This window comes from Massilia sp. TSP1-1-2 (assembly GCF_049896185.1).
Taxonomy (GTDB): Bacteria; Pseudomonadota; Gammaproteobacteria; order Burkholderiales; family Burkholderiaceae_D; genus Telluria_A.
This window is the reverse complement of sequence record NZ_JAFCTU010000004.1, coordinates 205,327-222,337: the sequence shown is the minus strand read 5'-3', so window position 1 is coordinate 222,337 and position 17,011 is coordinate 205,327. Positions and strand designations below refer to the sequence as shown.

Annotated in this window: 14 protein-coding genes; 4 read left to right on the top strand and 10 right to left on the bottom strand. The window is 64.2% G+C overall.

The features are described from left to right. Position 1: 1 nt before the first annotated feature. From ACP7BV_RS05395 to ACP7BV_RS05380, 4 genes are all read right to left on the bottom strand, one after another. On the bottom strand, positions 2-670 hold the full coding sequence (locus ACP7BV_RS05395; RefSeq protein WP_426102275.1) for a hypothetical protein: 669 nt from the start codon (positions 668-670) through the stop codon (positions 2-4). 17 nt (positions 671-687) lie between these two features. After that, a complete protein-coding gene (locus ACP7BV_RS05390; protein WP_426102273.1) occupies positions 688-1,689 on the bottom strand; it encodes an SGNH/GDSL hydrolase family protein in 1,002 nt (333 codons plus the stop codon). Between the two features lie 477 nt (positions 1,690-2,166). Continuing rightward, positions 2,167-2,994 carry a hypothetical protein gene (locus ACP7BV_RS05385; protein WP_426102271.1) on the bottom strand — a complete coding sequence of 276 codons (828 nt, stop codon included), beginning with the start codon at positions 2,992-2,994 and terminating at the stop codon, positions 2,167-2,169. A 10-nt stretch (positions 2,995-3,004) separates the two neighbouring features. Beyond that, on the bottom strand, positions 3,005-3,448 hold the full coding sequence (locus ACP7BV_RS05380) for a hypothetical protein (RefSeq protein WP_426102269.1): 444 nt from the start codon (positions 3,446-3,448) through the stop codon (positions 3,005-3,007). A 183-nt stretch (positions 3,449-3,631) separates the two neighbouring features. On the opposite strand from ACP7BV_RS05380, the gene ACP7BV_RS05375 reads away from it, so the two are divergent. Beyond that, complete coding sequence (locus ACP7BV_RS05375; protein ID WP_426102267.1) at positions 3,632-4,741, top strand: sensor histidine kinase; 1,110 nt, start codon at positions 3,632-3,634, stop codon at positions 4,739-4,741. Continuing rightward, positions 4,738-5,343 carry a response regulator gene (locus ACP7BV_RS05370; RefSeq protein WP_426102265.1) on the top strand — a complete coding sequence of 202 codons (606 nt, stop codon included), beginning with the start codon at positions 4,738-4,740 and terminating at the stop codon, positions 5,341-5,343. The genes ACP7BV_RS05375 and ACP7BV_RS05370 overlap by 4 nt, the downstream gene beginning before the upstream one ends. Before the next feature lie 15 nt (positions 5,344-5,358). Here the strand turns inward: ACP7BV_RS05370 and ACP7BV_RS05365 are convergent, their stop codons facing one another. The 4 genes from ACP7BV_RS05365 to ACP7BV_RS05350 all read right to left on the bottom strand — a co-directional run bounded on the left by ACP7BV_RS05365 (position 5,359) and on the right by ACP7BV_RS05350 (position 11,285). Further along, complete coding sequence (locus ACP7BV_RS05365; RefSeq protein WP_426102263.1) at positions 5,359-6,051, bottom strand: hypothetical protein; 693 nt, start codon at positions 6,049-6,051, stop codon at positions 5,359-5,361. Positions 6,052-6,073: 22 nt separating this feature from the next. Beyond that, positions 6,074-8,530 (bottom strand): filamentous hemagglutinin N-terminal domain-containing protein, encoded by a 2,457-nt coding sequence (locus tag ACP7BV_RS05360; protein ID WP_426102261.1) that lies wholly within the window; start codon positions 8,528-8,530, stop codon positions 6,074-6,076. A gap of 13 nt (positions 8,531-8,543) precedes the next feature. Then, the gene (locus tag ACP7BV_RS05355; RefSeq protein ID WP_426102259.1) at positions 8,544-10,211 is read right to left on the bottom strand and encodes a ShlB/FhaC/HecB family hemolysin secretion/activation protein; all 1,668 of its coding nucleotides are present in this window, start codon (positions 10,209-10,211) and stop codon (positions 8,544-8,546) included. A 171-nt stretch (positions 10,212-10,382) separates the two neighbouring features. Next, positions 10,383-11,285 (bottom strand): LysR family transcriptional regulator, encoded by a 903-nt coding sequence (locus tag ACP7BV_RS05350; protein ID WP_426102257.1) that lies wholly within the window; start codon positions 11,283-11,285, stop codon positions 10,383-10,385. A gap of 132 nt (positions 11,286-11,417) precedes the next feature. Between ACP7BV_RS05350 and ilvD the strand changes: the two genes are divergently transcribed. Continuing rightward, positions 11,418-13,280, top strand: a complete 1,863-nt coding sequence (gene ilvD, locus ACP7BV_RS05345) for a dihydroxy-acid dehydratase (protein WP_426102255.1) — start codon at positions 11,418-11,420, stop codon at positions 13,278-13,280. Positions 13,281-13,463: 183 nt separating this feature from the next. Then, positions 13,464-14,666 (top strand): hypothetical protein, encoded by a 1,203-nt coding sequence (locus ACP7BV_RS05340; protein WP_426102253.1) that lies wholly within the window; start codon positions 13,464-13,466, stop codon positions 14,664-14,666. A 16-nt stretch (positions 14,667-14,682) separates the two neighbouring features. Here ACP7BV_RS05340 and ACP7BV_RS05335 read toward each other — a convergent pair whose 3' ends face one another. Together ACP7BV_RS05335 and ACP7BV_RS05330 are read right to left on the bottom strand one after the other, a co-directional pair. Next, positions 14,683-15,159 carry a DUF1348 family protein gene (locus ACP7BV_RS05335; RefSeq protein ID WP_426102251.1) on the bottom strand — a complete coding sequence of 159 codons (477 nt, stop codon included), beginning with the start codon at positions 15,157-15,159 and terminating at the stop codon, positions 14,683-14,685. A 120-nt stretch (positions 15,160-15,279) separates the two neighbouring features. Further along, positions 15,280-16,596, bottom strand: coding sequence for a GGDEF domain-containing protein (locus tag ACP7BV_RS05330; RefSeq protein ID WP_426102249.1), 1,317 nt, complete (start codon positions 16,594-16,596; stop codon positions 15,280-15,282). Positions 16,597-17,011 lie beyond the last annotated feature (415 nt).

The window sequence follows — 17,011 nt, the reverse complement described above, 5'->3', positions numbered from 1 at the left end:
TTCAGGGACGGGCGGGTTCGGTTGGGGCAGGGATGACGATGCGGCGGATCGGTAAACCAAGCGGGGCCAGTTCAGCGGGTACGACGCGGTTGCCGGGCATGGCGACCGGCTGCCCGTTGGCGCCCAACAACTGGAAGTCGGGCGCGAACATCAAAATGGCTTCGATGCGCTGGCCATCATCGGTTGCCTGGTGGTGGCGGACATAGCCTTTGGGAAGAACGAAGTCTTCGGGCACGGCAAGTCCAACCAAGGGCGGGCTGGTTCCCGGCGGCGAAAAGGCGCCCAGGCCCGAGTACACGCCGCGCTCGTGCAGGCGTTCGATCACCTGGGCGATGGTCGGGTTTTCGCCGCGCGCGACGTAACTGCGAAGGTCGGGCGTCGGATCGGCGTCGCCCTCGGCGGCGCGCGCTTGCGCGGCCGCTTGCCCGGTTTGCGGCAGGCTGGGCGTCACGGCGCTCGCCATGCCGGGGGACTGCGTTGTCAGCGGCGCAGGCGCGGGGGCGGGCGGGCCGGACGGCGCCGGCATCCACGCAAGCAGCAGTGCGCCCAGGCCGGCCACGGCCAGCAACAGCGCGGCGGCGAGGCGCGCGCGCGACGTTTGCCAGGCGCGGCCGGCGGCACCGGTATCGGTGCCGGCCGGCCCTGGCTTTGGACGAGGTGGCGTCAGCAAGGAGCTACGCGTGGCGGTCAGGGTGCGGGTGGGTTGTAGGTCGATACCGCCCAGCCGATGCGTTCGTGCCCATACTGGTTCCAGATCGGACTTTTGCCGCCCGTGAAGGAACTGTAGCGCGCGGCGCCAGTGCCGGTGGTGGAGCCAAACAGGCCCGAGCTGATGGTGCTGCCGTTATAGGTTGGGTGGGTGTCGTCCGACTGGATGTAGTCGTAGCTGCTGCTCGAGGACACGAAGTGCGTGTTGGCGTCGCGCAGTGTCGGGCGCAGCGTTGTTGTGATGCGGGTGACGTAGCTCGCTTCGCTTTCGCCGGCGACGTAGCGCAGCGCGTCGGCGTCGACCTGGCCGTCGCCGTTGGCATCGTAGTCCGCGCCCATGTACTGGGCGAAATTGTCGGCGCACGTAAATCCCTTTTGCCGGGCCACGTCGCACATCATGAAGTTCATCCGGGCCAGGGCGGGCAGGAACTTGTCCTGCATTTTGACGGTCGCGCCGGTCATGGCGTCCTTGCACGAACTTTGTACATTGTCGAGCGCATAGCCGGGGTAGTGCAGGTTGGAGACCACTTTGAGCTTGACGCCGGGATAGGCGTTGGCGTTGATGTAATCCATCGCCGCCGTCACGTAGGTCTTGCAGCTGTTTTCGGCGGCAGCCAGGCCGCTGTAATTGCAGGTGCCGGTCTGGCTCTTGAAGCTGGAACGCGCCTGCAGGCCGTCATTGCCGCACATTTCGAAGGTGACGACACGAGTGTTGCTCGCTTGCATATACGAGCGCTCTGCGACGATCTTGTTGTTGTACACGTCCGACGCCACGGCGCCCGACTTGGTGCGGCGCACGCTTTCGATGTCGGACCCCCACTGCGCGGACAGATATTCGGCGTTCACCGTCGGCGCCGCATATTTTGCCGCGCTGCTGACCGAGCCGTTGTAGCCGGCATAGATCGAGTCGCCATAGGCCACGGCGCGGTACTTGGTGGCGGTATTGGCGCGGTCGATGGTCCACGAGGCGTTCTGGTTCAAGGTGCTGGCGGCCGCGCCGGAAGCGTGGGCAAGCAGGACAAGTGCGGGCAGCAGGGGGGTACAAGGAATTACGAAAGCGAATGCTCATGTAGTGTCTCCTTATTAGGTGGGCGGATCTGTTGGTACTGTTTCTCCATGAAATTGAACTGCTCCCCAATGTATGCCAAAAGTTCACATGATTGCTAACAAAACATTCAAATCGCCGGGTAAACGTTAAATATTTGCAAATGTGTTGTATGTATGTATTCGGGGCGGTTGGCGGCTGGATTGCGCAAAAAAAAAGGGGCGCGTCGGGCTCGGAACAGTAATCGTGCACGTTTCTGGTTGGCAAACCGCCATCGGTTGGCGCCGTGCGTCGTTGGCGCGGCGATAGCGGCACGCCAATGACCGTGCAGAAACTGCCGTGTCAAGACGCCAGCCGGAGGCCGATGCGAAAGAGTACAAGGGGCCAAAAACGACCAGCCGGAGCCAGTGAGGCTATGCAACGGGTGCGGTGCCGGTCGGGGCGGCCATCCCGTCGAATGCGCAAATTTCATACAGGAGTGGAAGCAATTGCTGTCTGAGCAATGCCGCGATTTCATCGTCCCTGTTGCTGCGGCGGTCTGGGCCGCGCGCGCACGGTGGCGGAGAAAGCGGGATGCCGGCGCAGCGGTGGCGGCGGCGGTCCTCACCGCCCGGATTCGTTGTCGGAACTCGTTCGCGCCGATCACGTCGATCGTGCATCGGGTGCTCGCAACGAGGTGATTCGGGTGCGCTTGCTTTGGGCGCGTCCATGGGCGCTGGTGCGTCATTTACCGGCGCGCCATTGACAGCCGGGCGAACAGTCGCTGCCTGTGTTGCTGGCGCATGGTCGGCGGCAGTTTTGTGCGCGCGGCGAGGGCGGCCGCGCGCGCGCAAGGTGTCTGCCAGATTCCATTCCTTGGTATCGGGGAACAGTATCCAGGTGCACAGCCATGCATTGCGCCGCATGCCGCCGACGGCGTTGACAAAGCAGCTTGGCGACACCGCTTTTCCTTCGTAGAGAATGCGGTCGCCCTCGACCAGGCAGTGATAGTTTTTCCCGGCGAATACCGTGCGCAAAAGCGTGCCGTCAGGCAGGAACAGGCGCTTCCATTGATAGCCGCTGGCTGCGGGAGCGGCAAGCGCATCCGGGTTATGGCGCCGGACCCATTCATCAATTGCTTCAGCCGCGATTTCCCAGTCTTCCTTTGCGAAATCAGTAGCGGCCGAGGCGCCGAGTAGCTGGTGATATACCTGTAGAGAAACAGGGATGTCCATCCGGTGGTCGGGGTGCTGGCGACGCATGGTTCTCTCCTTATGGCACGATAACGCACGATTTGGCCCGATTCAGCACGATGTGCATACGCTTGTGCACGATTGCAATGCGAAACGGCCAGATTTGACTACGCGATGATCCGAAAAGCGAACGATTTTCTACGATGGCGCTGCGTTCATGATTGTTAGACACGAGTAATCCGTGATCGTTCAATTTCGCGATCAAATCGAAGCGTTTCGCGAACCGTTCGAGCGATTTCGGACCAAAAGCGTGGCAATTCGCGGGGAAATCAAGTGATATCGGGTCATATCGGGTCATATCGGGTGAAAACGGGCGGTTTTGCCGAATCATGCGTTGGGAGAGCGCGACCGGGCCGGCGATTGCCAAGTGGTAATTGGCGTGTGCAAAGCGGTTTTCGCGGCGACATGTGTTCAGCCATAATTTCGTCTTGGCTCGACTAGCGCGCGATGCCGGGTCGCCCACTCGCAGACTGTCTACGCTGGTTCAATCTTTCAACCCACATGACATTTGTCATTCCCAAACCATGTTGTTTACATCTTGTCCGTTCTTGTCGTCCTCCGTAGAATCGCCGCATCTGCGCCGGACAACCATGCTGTCCGGATTGCCGATGTGTATTTGCTTAACGAATAGGGTCCTGAACCAACAATGAAGAAACTTCACGCTTTCATAGCCTGGCCCTGGGTCCCGCCAGGCCAGGGGAACGAGCCTTACCTGTGGTCATTTTCGTTGTTGTTCGTGCTCTGGAAATACGTCATTTTCCCGGCGTCTGCGTTTGAGCTGGCGGCAATGGCGCTGACCATCGCCTGGTTTGTGCCGCTGTATTTTGCCAGCCACTGGGTGCAGGACTGGCGAAGCGCGGCGCTGGCCGCGGCCAGTTGCCTGATCGGCGCCGCATGGGCGCCGTTCAACGGTTTTAGCGGCACGTTTTTCATCCTCGCGGCGGGCATGTGCGCCGGGATCATGCGGCCAAGGTTGGCCTACTTCGCCGTGCTGTGTGTGGTGGCGCTGGGCGCCCTGACAGCGTTCACGCTGGCCGCGGACCCGGTGCAGTTCCTGATCCCGGTGCTGGCAATCGGCGGGCCGGTCGGCGTGGCCGCCGTGATGAGCACCACGCTGGGCCGCTCGCGCGCCCAGTTGCTGCGCAAGCAGGAAGAAGTGGAACACATGGCCACCATCGCCGAGCGCGAACGCATCTCGCGCGACTTGCATGACCTGCTGGGCCACACGCTCTCGCTCATCACGCTCAAGGCGGAGCTGGCCGGCAAACTGGCTGACCGGGACCTTGATGCATGCAAGGCCGAAATTGCCGACATCGAACGCTGCGCCCGCAATGCATTGGCCGAGGTACGCGCGGCCGTGAGCGGCTACCGCCTTACCGGCTTTGCCCACGAACTGGCAAGCACGCGGGCCGGCCTGGCTGCGGCGGGGATCGCGCTGACCGAGGACGTGGCGCGCATGCCGCTGCCGGCGGCGGTCGAAAACGTGGTGGCGCTGGCGCTGCGCGAGGCTGTCACGAATATCATCCGTCATGCAGGCGCGACCAGCTGCGCCATTTCGCTGGCGCTGGAGGGCGGCATGATCGTCTTTCGCATCGCCGACAATGGCGTGATGAATGAGGGCGCGCCGGCGCTGAAACACGGTAACGGCTTGAGCGGCATGAAGGAACGCGTGTTGGCCATCGGCGGCCAGCTGGCGCTGACGGCCGGGCGCGGCCTGGCGCTTGAACTGCGCCTGCCGGCGGGAGCGCAGCCATGATACGGGTCGTGATCGCCGAAGACCAGGCGCTGGTGCTGGGCGCGCTGGCGGCCTTGCTGGGCCTGGAGGACGATATATCGGTGGTGGGCACCGCGCGCAACGGACGCGAGGCGCTGGCGCTGTGCCGCGCGCAGGCGCCCGATATCATGCTCACCGATATCGAAATGCCGTTGATGACGGGGCTCGAACTGGCCGCCGCGCTGGCCGCCGAGGGGCTCGGTTGCAAGGTGGTGATCGTTACAACCTTTGCGCGGGCCGGTTACCTGCGGCGCGCGCTGGCGGCCGGCGTGCGCGGCTACCTGCTCAAGGATGCGCCGGCCGACGCGCTGGCGGGCGCAATCCGGACCGTGCACGGGGGCGGGCGCGCGGTGGCGCCCGAACTGGCAATGGAGAGCTGGAGCGGGGGCGAGGATCCCCTGACCGAGCGCGAGCGCCAGGTGCTGCGCCTGGCGGGCGAGGGCAAGAGCAGTGCCGATATCGCCAGGCTGATCAGCCTGTCGGAAGGAACGGTGCGCAATTATCTGTCGGAGGCGATCAGCAAGCTCAATGCCCGCAACCGGGTCGAAGCGTTCCGGCTGGCGCGCGATGCAGGATGGCTGTAAGCAGCGCTGAGCGCGCTAGCGGGAGCCGAACCCGGCAAACACCGCCGCGATGGGCCGTGTTTCGGGAAGGATATAGACAATCCCGTTGGTCTGGTGAAAGGCTGGCATGACGACCTTGTCGAAAAACTTGGGCGGCACGTTAATGCAGCCGTAGGAAATCCGGTTGTCGGACGTGGGTGACGAAGCCAGACGCTGCGTGCGCCGTTCCTGGGCATTGCCCGTCACGACCCGGTGCAGCGAAATCGCATTCGCATAGTCGATCCACAGGATGTCCTTGCCGCCGATGTTATGGTCGAGCGCGGCGACGAAGCGGCCCGCCGGCGTGGTGCGTTCGCCGGGCAAAATAGACGACAATTTGCGCTCGCCGATGCCGGGCGCCGAGTCGTCGCCGATGGCCGCGCCCAGCAGCACCGCCGAGGCGCCGAGCAGGCGCCCGCCGGGATCGAACATGAAGACCTTGGCCTCCTTTTTGTCGACGATCATGAACGACAGATTGTGGTTGTTGCCCGCGTCGAGTATCCATTGCGCCATCTGCCTTGCATCCTGCGAGGCCGCTTCGCTTTTGAAGTCGATCTGCGCCGGTGCATGAGCCGGCGCGCCACCGGTCTGCGCTGCCGCCGGGGATACGCCCAGCACGGACGCCATCAGCGCCGCAGCCACGGCAAAGGATGCAGCGCGCAGCGGCGAGCGCTGTCGAGGCGTGCTCATAGCGTTGTGCATTCGCCGCATGCTAGTTGCGGTCCTGCTTGCGCGGACGCTTGGGCACGATTTCCGAGTCCGGCGGGGGCGCCGGGTGCAGGTCTACCGGCGGCTGGACCAAGGTGGGCGGCACATCAACTGGCGGGCGCACCAATTGCGGCGGCGCGCCGGTCGGGCGGGGGACTACCAGCAGGGCCGGTGCGCTCAGCGGCGGTGGCGTGAGGGCGAGCGGCGCCACTTCGACCGGCGGCGCGACCTGGGTTGCGCCTGGCTGCTCGATTGGCAAAGGCACTTCCAGCGGCAGCGGCACCTCGGTCGGCAACGGTGTTTCGCCCGGTAGTGGCAGGCCTGCCGGAACAGGCATCTGCACCGGGGGCGGCACCACGACCGGCGGCACTACCACCGGCGGCACCACCACCGGCGGCACCACCAGCGCGGCCAGGATGGTGCCGGTGGTGCGGCCAACGATCGGACCGCAGCAGGACACGGGCAGCGCGTAACTGCTGGCGCTGGCGCCGGCTAGGCTGTAGCCGGTATGGGTGATGGTCTTGCCTACGCCAACGTTGGCGTCATTGAAATTGGCGGCGCTGCCGGCGCCCGCCACCAGGCTCACGCCCGCCGGATTGCCTTTGAGCGAACTTAAGGTGGTGGCGGTGGATCCGTTCGCGGTTTTGTCGCCGCCGGCGGCAAATACCAGCATCTGCTGCGTGAGCGTAGCGCCTCCGGTCAGCGTGAAATGGGGCAGGTAGCTGGTCGGGGTGGCGTACGACGTGGGGTTGTAGATAACGCGTACCGGCGCCCTGGGTCCGGTGACTGGCGCAGCGGGGGCCAGCGGCGAAAAGATCACCGTACCCACGCCCGTGCCGTTGTTGCCGGCTGCGATGACCAGTCCGAGCGGCAGGTTCAGGCTTTGCGCGGGAATGCTGCTGCCGCGCGTCAAGGTGATCTTGGCGGCGATATTGATATCGTTACCCGCGCATAGCATCAAGTTGCCGTCCGTGGTCGTCATGGCCGCCACCGCGTTCAGGTTCAGGTTGCGCCCCGCGCCCAGCAATGCGCTGCCGTTGACGGTGGTGATGGCGGCGTTGACGTTCACGTCGCGTCCGCAGCAAGCTTGCAGGTTGCCGTTGGTGGCCGTCACGGCCGCATTCAGGTTGACGTCGCGCTCGGCGTTCAGGGTCAGCGTGGTCGGGCTGGAACTGGCGGTCCAGCTGACGGCCTGGTTGACGTTGATGTCGCCATTGCCATTCATCGCCGTATTGCGAAATGACGTGGGCGGCGTGCCGGGCACAATCGTGTCAGGACCGGTGGCCGTACTGATGGTCACGCTGTTGGTCACCAGCAAAGCCGACAGGGTGGCGCCGGAAATATTGTCGGTGGCGCCGCCGCCGATGGTGAAGTCTTGCGGGTCGATCAGCCAGTTGCCGCCGCGCCCAAGCGCGGAGGCCGTGCTGACCCTGGCATCGGCGCCCACTTGCACATGGGCGGCCGAGGTTTCGATGAAGCCGCCATTGCCCCCGCCAGGGGCGCTCGCGTCGAGCGTCCCGCCCAGGTTGACCGTGCCCGACTGCATGTCACCCATCAGGCGGATGACGCCGTCGTGGTTCTCCAGGTGCTGGGCGCGGATCACGCCGGTGTTGTTGACGGCGCTTTGCAGCAAGTTGCCGGCGCCTTGCGTGGTCAACAGCACGCGGCCGCCGTCGGCCTGGATCAGCCCGCCGTTCTGAACCAGCGAGCGCACCGCGCCCTGGTCCACGCCCACGCTTAGCAGCTGGTCGCCCGACAGTTCTAGCGTCAGCGCGTTGCCTGCCGCCAGCGCCACGGTGCCGAAGTTCGCTTCGATGCGCCCGCCATTGCTGACCTTTGCCCCCAGCAGCGCCACGTAGCCGCCGTCGGCGGCGTGAATGGCGCCCGCATTGTCGACCGCGCCATCGGCGCCGCCCGAAAAGTGGTAGTTGCCGGCCATGAAGTCGGCGTTGCCGATGTCGCGCGTGGAAGCGACCAGCGCGCCCACGTTGACCGATGCGCCGCGGCCGAACAGGACGCCGTTGGGGTTGACCAGGAATACCTTGCCGTTGGCGCTCAGGCTGCCCAGGATGCTGGACGGGTCCGCGCCCAGCACGCGGTTGAGCGCAACCGAACTGCTGCCCGGCTGGACGAAGCGCACGCTCTGCCCGGCGCTGATGTTAAAGCTTTGCCAGTCGATCACCACGTTGTTGGTGGTTTGATTGATCAGCATGCCGGTGGCGTTGCTGTTGATCTGGGCGTTGCCGGCGGTAACCACGCCGCCGGTGGGCTGCGCGGCCAGCGCGGTGCCCGAGCACGCCAGGGCGACGGAAGCTGCCATGATGCCCAGCGTCAGGCGCGCGGCGCCGCCGCGCCCGCTGGTGCAAGACGATGCCGCCTTGCCGGCACAGCCGGCGTTTTCGGAAACGGCGACAAAGGTGCCATGGCGGGCGTTCCAGATGGATCTGTAGATGGCGTTCATAATCGTTACCTAATCAAAAATATTTCACGGCCTGGACCCAGAAGCGGCCCGGCTTGTCGGGCGACGAGGTCGCCATCTGGCTGCCAAGCTTGCGCGCGTAGTAGGCGCGCAGCAGGAAGTTGGCGTTTTCGGACCAGACCAGGCCAATCCCGGCGCCGCTCAGCGTGCGCCGGTTGGGCGCGTCGGACCATGGCTGGTGGTCGCGTTCGACCGTGCCGCTGTCGACAAAGGCGAGCGCCTGTACCTGGCTGCGCTGATTTGGTGTGAAGGGCGCGAGCAACAGGCGCGCTTCGACGCTCAGCACGTAGCCCTGGTCGGCGTAAGCCTCGCCTTCCGGAAAAGCGCGCACCGCGTGCATGCCGCCCAGTTCCATTTTTTCCGAAACGTCGAGGTTCTTGGACGCCACCTGGCCGTTGATGGCCGCCGCCAGCGATAGCGCGTCCGTCACGCGCTGCACCCGGCTGGCACTGAAAGCGAGCTTGGCATAGCCGCCGTTGCTGCGGGCGCTTTGGGCGTCGAGCGCGCGCAGGGACGGTGTTTGCAGGTCGAGCGTGCCGCTCGACACGGTGAGGGCGAATGTGTTCGCGCCGCCGCCGCCGAAGGCGTCGCCATGGTCGCCGTACAGGCTGGCCATCAGCACTTTGGCGCCTTTTTCGCCAAGCGCGCCGGTGGCGTCGATCTGGTCGCGGAAGGACTTGTCGTCGTAGGCAAGCTGGACGTTCAAATTGGTGTTGCGCGTGCGCAGCAGCGGGTAATTGGCGAAGACGCTGGCGATCTCTGCGGTGCCGTGCGCGTGCAGCGGCGCGAATTCCTCGATCAGTTCGTAGCGCAGCTTGCTGTAGGCAAGCCCGGCCTTTACCTTGCCGATGGGTAGCTGGTACGAGGCGCGCGCGTAGTTCAGGCCCTTGCCCGAGGTCAGCGTGCGCAGGCTGGCCACGTCGCCGATGCCGAGCGGTTCATTCCAGTTGAGCGTGGCGCCGGCCCGGTATTGCCCGGTGTAGCGGCTGCCGGCATTGTCCGCTTCGACGCTGCCCGACAGGCGGCGCCCGGGCGCCAGATCGACGATCAGGTCGGATGAACCGACCGACGCGCCCGGCACCAGGGTCGACCTGACATCGACGCCCGGGTTGTCCGACAGCAGCAGCAAGCGATGGTCGAGCGGCGCGCGGGTGACGGTGTCGCCGCTGCGCAGTCCTTCCAACTGGCGTTGGACGACGCGGTCCGACAGGGCGCTGCGGTTGCGGATGGTAACTTTGCCATACGTGCCTTCGAGCACCGCGATGGTGACGGCGCCATTGTTGATGTCTTGCGCGGGCAAATAAGCCTGGGCCAGCAGGTAGCCGTCGCGGTGATAGCGGTCGGCAATCCTGGCGGCCATGCGCACCAGGTCGGCCATCGAGACATCGACATTGGCGCGAAAGCCGCTAAGGGCGACCAGGTCGCGCTCGGCGTATGCGCGCGCGCCGCTCACCCGCAGGCTTGTGACTTTGAACTTGATTTCATCGGCGCCCGGCGTGGCCGTAGCGCTGTTGTGTTCGATGCGCAAAGCGGGCGCGGCTTTGGGAATCACGGGGGCAGGGGGGATTTGCTGAAACTGGCCGGCGGCGCCCGGCGTGCTCTGGGCGGCAACCGCCTGGCTCAGGGCCAGCAGCGCCAGCGGTACTAATTTACTTGGTAACATAATCACAATCCTCAATGGGCGCATCCAGATCGATGCGTTTCCTAAATTGAAGCTTACGCTTGAGATAGTGGCGTTCTGTTCGCTGGCACGCACTCGTCGCGAACAGCGACCAAATACCGTCAAAAAATGTTACGAACGTTGTTATCGTGCAACATATTCAAGGCTGGATCATCAGAGCGTCTTGCGCATCAATTCCAGGAAACCCTGTAGTACTGGGGAGCTGTTGTCGCGCCGCCAGGCCAGTCCCGTCTCCACCAGCGGCGTTGACTGCGCCAGCAGCCGGTATTGCACGCCTGGACGGCGCAGCTTGCTCACCGATTCCGGTACCAGGGCGATGCCCATGCCGGCCGAGACCAGGCCGACGATCGTCTGCATCTGGATCGCCTCTTGGCCGATGGCAGGCGTGATGCCGGCCGCGCGGAACACGGCCAGGATGGCGTCGTACAGACTGGGCGAAATCGGACGTGGAAAAATAATCAGCGGCAGCGGCGGCATCAGGCGCAGGTCGGCCTCGCGCTTGCCGCGCAGCGCCGCCAGGCCCGCGGGCGCGGCCAGGATCAGCGGCTCGCTCAGCACCGGCAGGTAGTCCAGCTCGGTCCTGGCCTTGCCGGGCAGCGGCGCGATCACCAGGCCGGCATCGATGCGCCCATTCATCAAGTCGTCCAGTTGCAGGTCGGACGTGGCTTCGCGCAGCGTGATCTGCACGTGCGGAAAGGCGGCGCGGTAGGCGCGCAGGAAGGGCGGCAGCACGCTGTAGTCGGCTGACGAGACAAAGGCGAGCACCAGCTTGCCGGTCGCGCCCGAGGCGGCGCGCTGCACCAGCTCGGGCAATTCGCCCGCGTGCGCCAGCAGCCGCCGCGCCTCCGGCAGCAGGGCGGCGCCCGCCGTGGTGAGCGCAACGCCGCGCCGGTTGCGCTCGAACAGCGCCACTTCCAGCGCGGCCTCGAGCGCAAAGATCGTTTGCGACAGCGGCGGTTGCGTCATGTGCAGGCGCGCGGCGGCGCGCCCGAAATGGAGTTCCTCGGCAACGCTGACAAAGTAGCGCAACTGGCGCAGTTCGATGGTGGCGGTCATGTCTGTGGACTTGTCTGCAGCATTGGCGGTGATACGCAAAAAGAATGACAGGCCATTAAATCATATATTGGACAACTCGTGGCCGGCGCGGCACACTACTGGTCTTATTCGTTCGCCTTTTCAGGAGAGACCATGCCGACCTACCGTTCACGCACTACCACCCACGGCCGCAATATGGCCGGCGCGCGCGCCCTGTGGCGCGCCACCGGGATGAAGGATGGCGACTTCGACAAGCCGATCGTCGCCGTCGTCAATTCCTTCACCCAGTTCGTGCCCGGCCACGTGCACCTGAAGGACCTGGGCCAGCTGGTTGCGCGCGAGATTGAAGCGGCCGGCGGCGTGGCCAAGGAATTCAACACCATCGCCGTCGATGACGGCATCGCCATGGGCCACGGCGGCATGCTGTACTCGCTGCCCTCGCGCGACCTGATCGCCGACTCGGTCGAATACATGGTCAACGCGCACTGCGCCGACGCCATGGTGTGCATTTCGAACTGCGACAAAATCACGCCCGGCATGCTGATGGCGGCCATGCGCCTGAATATCCCGGTGGTGTTTGTCTCCGGCGGCCCGATGGAAGCGGGCAAGGTGCTCAAAGTGGTGGACGGCAAGCAAAAGATCATCAAGCTCGACCTGGTCGACGCCATGATCAAGGCCGGCGACAGCAGCGTCAGCGACGCCGACGTGGCCGAAATCGAGCGCTCGGCATGCCCGACCTGCGGTTCGTGCTCCGGCATGTTTACCGCCAATTCCATGAATTGCCTGACCGAAGCGCTCGGCTTGTCGCTGCCGGGCAACGGCACCGTCCTCGCCACCCATTCGGACCGCAAGGAACTGTTCCTGCGCGCCGGTCGGCTGATCGTCGAGCTGGCCAAGCGCTACTACGAGCAGGACGACGCGACTGTCCTGCCGCGCAATATTGCCACCAAGGCTGCTTTTGAAAACGCGATGGCGCTCGACGTCTCGATGGGCGGCTCCACCAACACCGTGCTGCACTTGCTGGCGGCCGCGCACGAAGCCGAGGTCGAGTTCAAGATGGCCGACATCGACCGCATTTCGCGCCACGTGCCGTGCCTGTGCAAGGTCGCGCCGATGACCGACAAGTACCACATCGAAGACGTGCACCGCGCCGGCGGCATCAGCGCCATCCTGGGCGAACTGGCGCGCGCCGGCCTGCTCGACACCTCGGTCTACAGCGTGCACGCCAAGACACTGGGCCACGCCATCGAGCACAATGACATCACGCGCAGCACCGATCCGGCCGTGCTCGACCTGTTCCGGGCCGCACCGGGCGGGGTGCCGACCCAGACCGCGTTCTCGCAGTCCGAGCGCTTCGCTTCGCTCGACATGGACCGCAGCAACGGCTGCATCCGCGACAAGGAACACGCTTATTCGCAAGATGGCGGCCTGGCTGTGTTGTACGGCAACCTGGCCGAAAATGGCTGCATCGTCAAGACCGCCGGCGTGGACGAGAGCATCCTGAAGTTCAGCGGCAAGGCGCGCGTGTTCGAAAGCCAGGACGATGCGGTTGCAGCAATCCTGGGCGACACCGTGCACGAGGGCGACGTCGTCATCATCCGCTACGAAGGACCGAAAGGCGGCCCTGGCATGCAGGAAATGCTGTACCCGACTTCGTACATCAAGTCGAAGGGATTGGGCAAGGCTTGCGCCCTGTTTACGGACGGGCGTTTTTCGGGCGGCTCGTCGGGCCTGGTGATCGGCCACGCCTCGCCGGAAGCGGCCGAAGGCGGCGCGATCGGCCTGGTGGAAGAGGGCGACATGATCGATATCGACATTCCGGCGCGCACCATCAACTTGCGCGTGAGCTTCGAGGACCTGGCGCACCGGCGCGCCACGATGGATGAGCGCGGCGACGCCGCCTGGAAGCCGGTGGCGCGCGAGCGCTACGTTTCGCAAGCCTTGCAAGCTTACGCCGCGCTGACCACCTCGGCCGATCGCGGCGCCGTGCGTGACTTGTCGCAACTGAAGCGGTAGGGAATATTGACGTCTTGCGGCCCGGGCCTGATGTGCCCGGGAGCGCGCCATTTTATGGATGCCTCGCTGCATTCTAGATGGTAGGAATCGATCTGCTTGAGCGCACACAAGCGAACTGTTCATTAGCGTGCGAATGCCAACTCAGACGCCTAGACTCGGTCACGTACAGTCCAGGAGATCATCATGTTGACATCGTTCGCCACACTCAAACCTCGCAACTTTTTCTCAACAGCCATTGCGGTGGCCGCAGCAGCCCTGCTGGGCGCTTGCGGCAGCGGGCATTCGCACCACTACCCGCCGCCGCCGCCCGACCCGGCACCTGGCGTCATCTACGACGTGGCGCCGCTGATCGACGACCCGGCCGCGCTGATCCGCGTGACCTCGACTGGCATCAACGAATACGACATGGTTGCCGGCATCATCTTCAAACCGTCAGGCCCCAGCCGCGCATTCCTGCACAACGGCGCCCGCCTGATCGACCTGGGCGATTTTGGCGGGGCCAGTGCGCAAGCTTTCGGCATCAACCGCTGCGGCCATGTCGCCGGCTGGGCGCTCGGGCCCTCGCGCGACATTCCCCAGGCCTTCCGCTACGACGGCGCCTTGCACCGGCTCGCGCCACCGGGCCCGTTTTCGCAGGCCAGAGCGGTGAGCGACTGCGACAAGGTCACGGGGATTGCCACCTTTGGCGGCGCGGCCCACGCCTACCAGTACGACGGCGTGCTGCACGACTTGGGTACGCTGGGCGGCGCCCGTTCCGAAGGGCTCGACATTAACGTGTCCGGCATGGTGGCGGGCACCTCCGAAGCGGCCGGAACGCTGCACGCCTTTCTTTACGACAGCGCCAGCGGCCCGGCCCTGCATGACCTGGGCACCCTGGGCGGCGCCCGTTCGTATGCGCGCGCGCTCAACGATGCGGGGCAGGTGGTTGGCGGATCCGACAACCTCGACGGCAAGCTGCACGCCTACCGCTATGACGGCGGCGCCATGCACGACCTGGGCACGCTGGGCGGGGATTTTTCGGAAGCGGTGGAGATCAACGCTGCGGGCCTGGTGGTGGGCAGTTCGTCGCCAACCGGCATCGGCTCCACCCACGGGTTCATGCACGACGGCGCGCTCATGCACGACATCGGCACCCTTGGCGGCAACTACTCGGAAGCGGTGGCGATCAATGCCGACGGCGTGGTGGTGGGCTCTTCCAACTTGCCCGGCGCGGGCGGCGAACGCGCCGTTTCGTGGACGCTGGCCGGCGCCCTAGTGGACCTCAACGACCATCTGTACGCGGCCGACCCTGGCCTGCGCCTGACCCATGCGCTGGCGATCAACAACAAGGGATCGATCGTTGCCGTGTCCAATCACGGGCTGGTGTTGCTCAAGGTGCGCCACTAACCGGTGGCGGGCCCGATCAGAGGCCGAGCGCGGACAGACCAGGGTAGTCGTCCGGGCGCCGCCCCGAGGGCCAGCGGAACTTGCGTTCGGCCTCGCCGATGGCCAGGTCATTGATGCTGGCATGGCGTACTTGCATCAAGCCGCTGGCGTCAAATTCCCAGTTTTCGTTGCCGTAGGAGCGGAACCAGTTGCCGGCGCCGTCGTGCCATTCATAGGCGAAGCGCACGGCAATTCGGTTGTCCGTGAAGGCCCACAGTTCCTTGATCAGCCGGTAGTCGCGTTCGCGCTGCCACTTGCGTTCAAGCAGGGCAATGATCTCGTCGCGTCCGAGCGCGAACTCGGCGCGGTTGCGCCAGCGGGAGTCGGCGGTATAGGCCGGCGCGATGCGCTGCGGATCGCGCGTATTCCAGCCGTCTTCGGCGGCACGTACTTTGGCGATGGCGCTGTCGCGGGTAAAAGGCGGGCAGGGTGGGCGGGCGGCGGAGGTATCCATGCGTTTCCTGATCGTGAAGTTGTTTTTAATATCAGGAAAGATACCACGCAATTGCCGCTTGCGTGGCCACGGCGCCACCGTGCGCCGCGCAGTTATCGGCGAACGTTCACCACAGTGCGGTCAGGCAGACTGTACACAGTTTCTGCCGCTCGCTTTGGCGCGGTAAAGCGCGCCGTCGGCCCGCTTGATGGCTTCGCCGATATCTTCGCCCGCTTGCAATGTCGTGACCCCGAATGAGGCCGTCATCTGCAGGCCGCCCGGCCATACCTGGCCTTGCATCGCGACGCGCAATTTTTCGGCCAGTCCCTGCGCGGCGACGCCATCGGTTCCCAGACAAATAATCAGAAATTCTTCCCCGCCCCAGCGCACCAGCTTGTCGGTGGTGCGGATATCGCGTTGCACCGACACGGCGAAGGTACGCAGCACTTCGTCCCCTGTCGCGTGGCCGTGCGTGTCGTTGACGCGCTTGAAGTGGTCAAGGTCGATGAACAGCACCGCCATCGGTTCGCTGTGCGATCCCTTGTATTGCCACTTGTTGATCAGGCCGTCGCGCAAGCCTTCGCGGTTGAGTGCGCCGGTGAGGGAGTCGAAATACACCTGGCCAGCCAGTTCTCGCGTCTCCAGTTCCAGTGCGCTATTTACCTGGCTGAGCAAGGCGAGCCGGCTGCTGGTGCTGCGCAATTGGGCGCGGTAGCGCATCACCGCATTGGCCAGCCATGCAAGGGCGCAGACAATCCAGATCGCTACCAGGATCAGCAGCAGATTGTTCTGACGAATCAGTTTGCCGTGAAACTTAATCGATCGCAGGGTGACATGATGTTGTCCAATCGTCTCCGGGGCACCGATCAGTAAGTCGACCGCGGTGACGTTATCGATGCGCATCTCATTGTTCAACAGCGGTGTGTTCCGAATGTCGATCCACCACGGCGCGGTCCGTAAAAGCGTGACCGGGATCTTCACGGTGCCTTGCCTGGGGAAGTCGAAGATATGGACTTCACTGATCTTCTGGGACATAAAGTCCTGCAAGGTGGAACGGCCAGGTTCGAAGTCGTGCAGGAAGAAGCGCAGCAAATGCTTGCCGGGGCCTTGGTAGTCGAGGTCAAAACTGATCGCGTCAAATTTGGAGAGATCAATACCTTTGTCGTCACGACTGAGACTGAACTGGTAGCCGCAATAGGGCAGTCGAAAGGTGGGGCGCAAATCGCAATCGAGAACGAGCGCATCCGCACTACGCGTCAGTTTTGCCACGCTTTCACCTTGTTGGGGGCGATCGTCGAGGGCGGTGACTCCCAGCTGGCGACCGTTGGCGACGGACAATTCCAACACCGTATCCATGCCAAAATGCTGCCATAAAAGTAAGGCAATCGTTAGCACGATCAAACCGACGACGAATGCGATGGCGTAACCAACTCTTGCAGAGTGTGTCATCTGTTCCATGTGTTCACGGGAATGCCGCATATGCCATTGGTCTTTCCGGTGCCGTCGCTCAATCAGTTATTGCTTAGCGTACGCAAGTGCGAACCATAGTGCAACAAATATTGCAATGTGTCAGGGCCTGGCGTGGTAGAGGATTCGATGCGCGGCCTCGAGAGTGGCGACCCGGGACCGGGCTTGAAGGTGAGCGTGCGCCTGGATGGCGCAGCGCGCGCCTGCCCTGCGTGAGAGGGTGTTGCAAAACGTTTGGGTACTAAGTGGCTACCAAAATTCGTGACATTTCGGAACTGGAAAACCGTAACCACATCGTCCTCGCGAATGCGGGGAGCCATAGAACAGATGCCAATCCCTCCTTTACATCAATTAGTTGCAGCGTTTTGCGATACCCTCGTGCGCGAGGACGACGTGGCGCTATTGC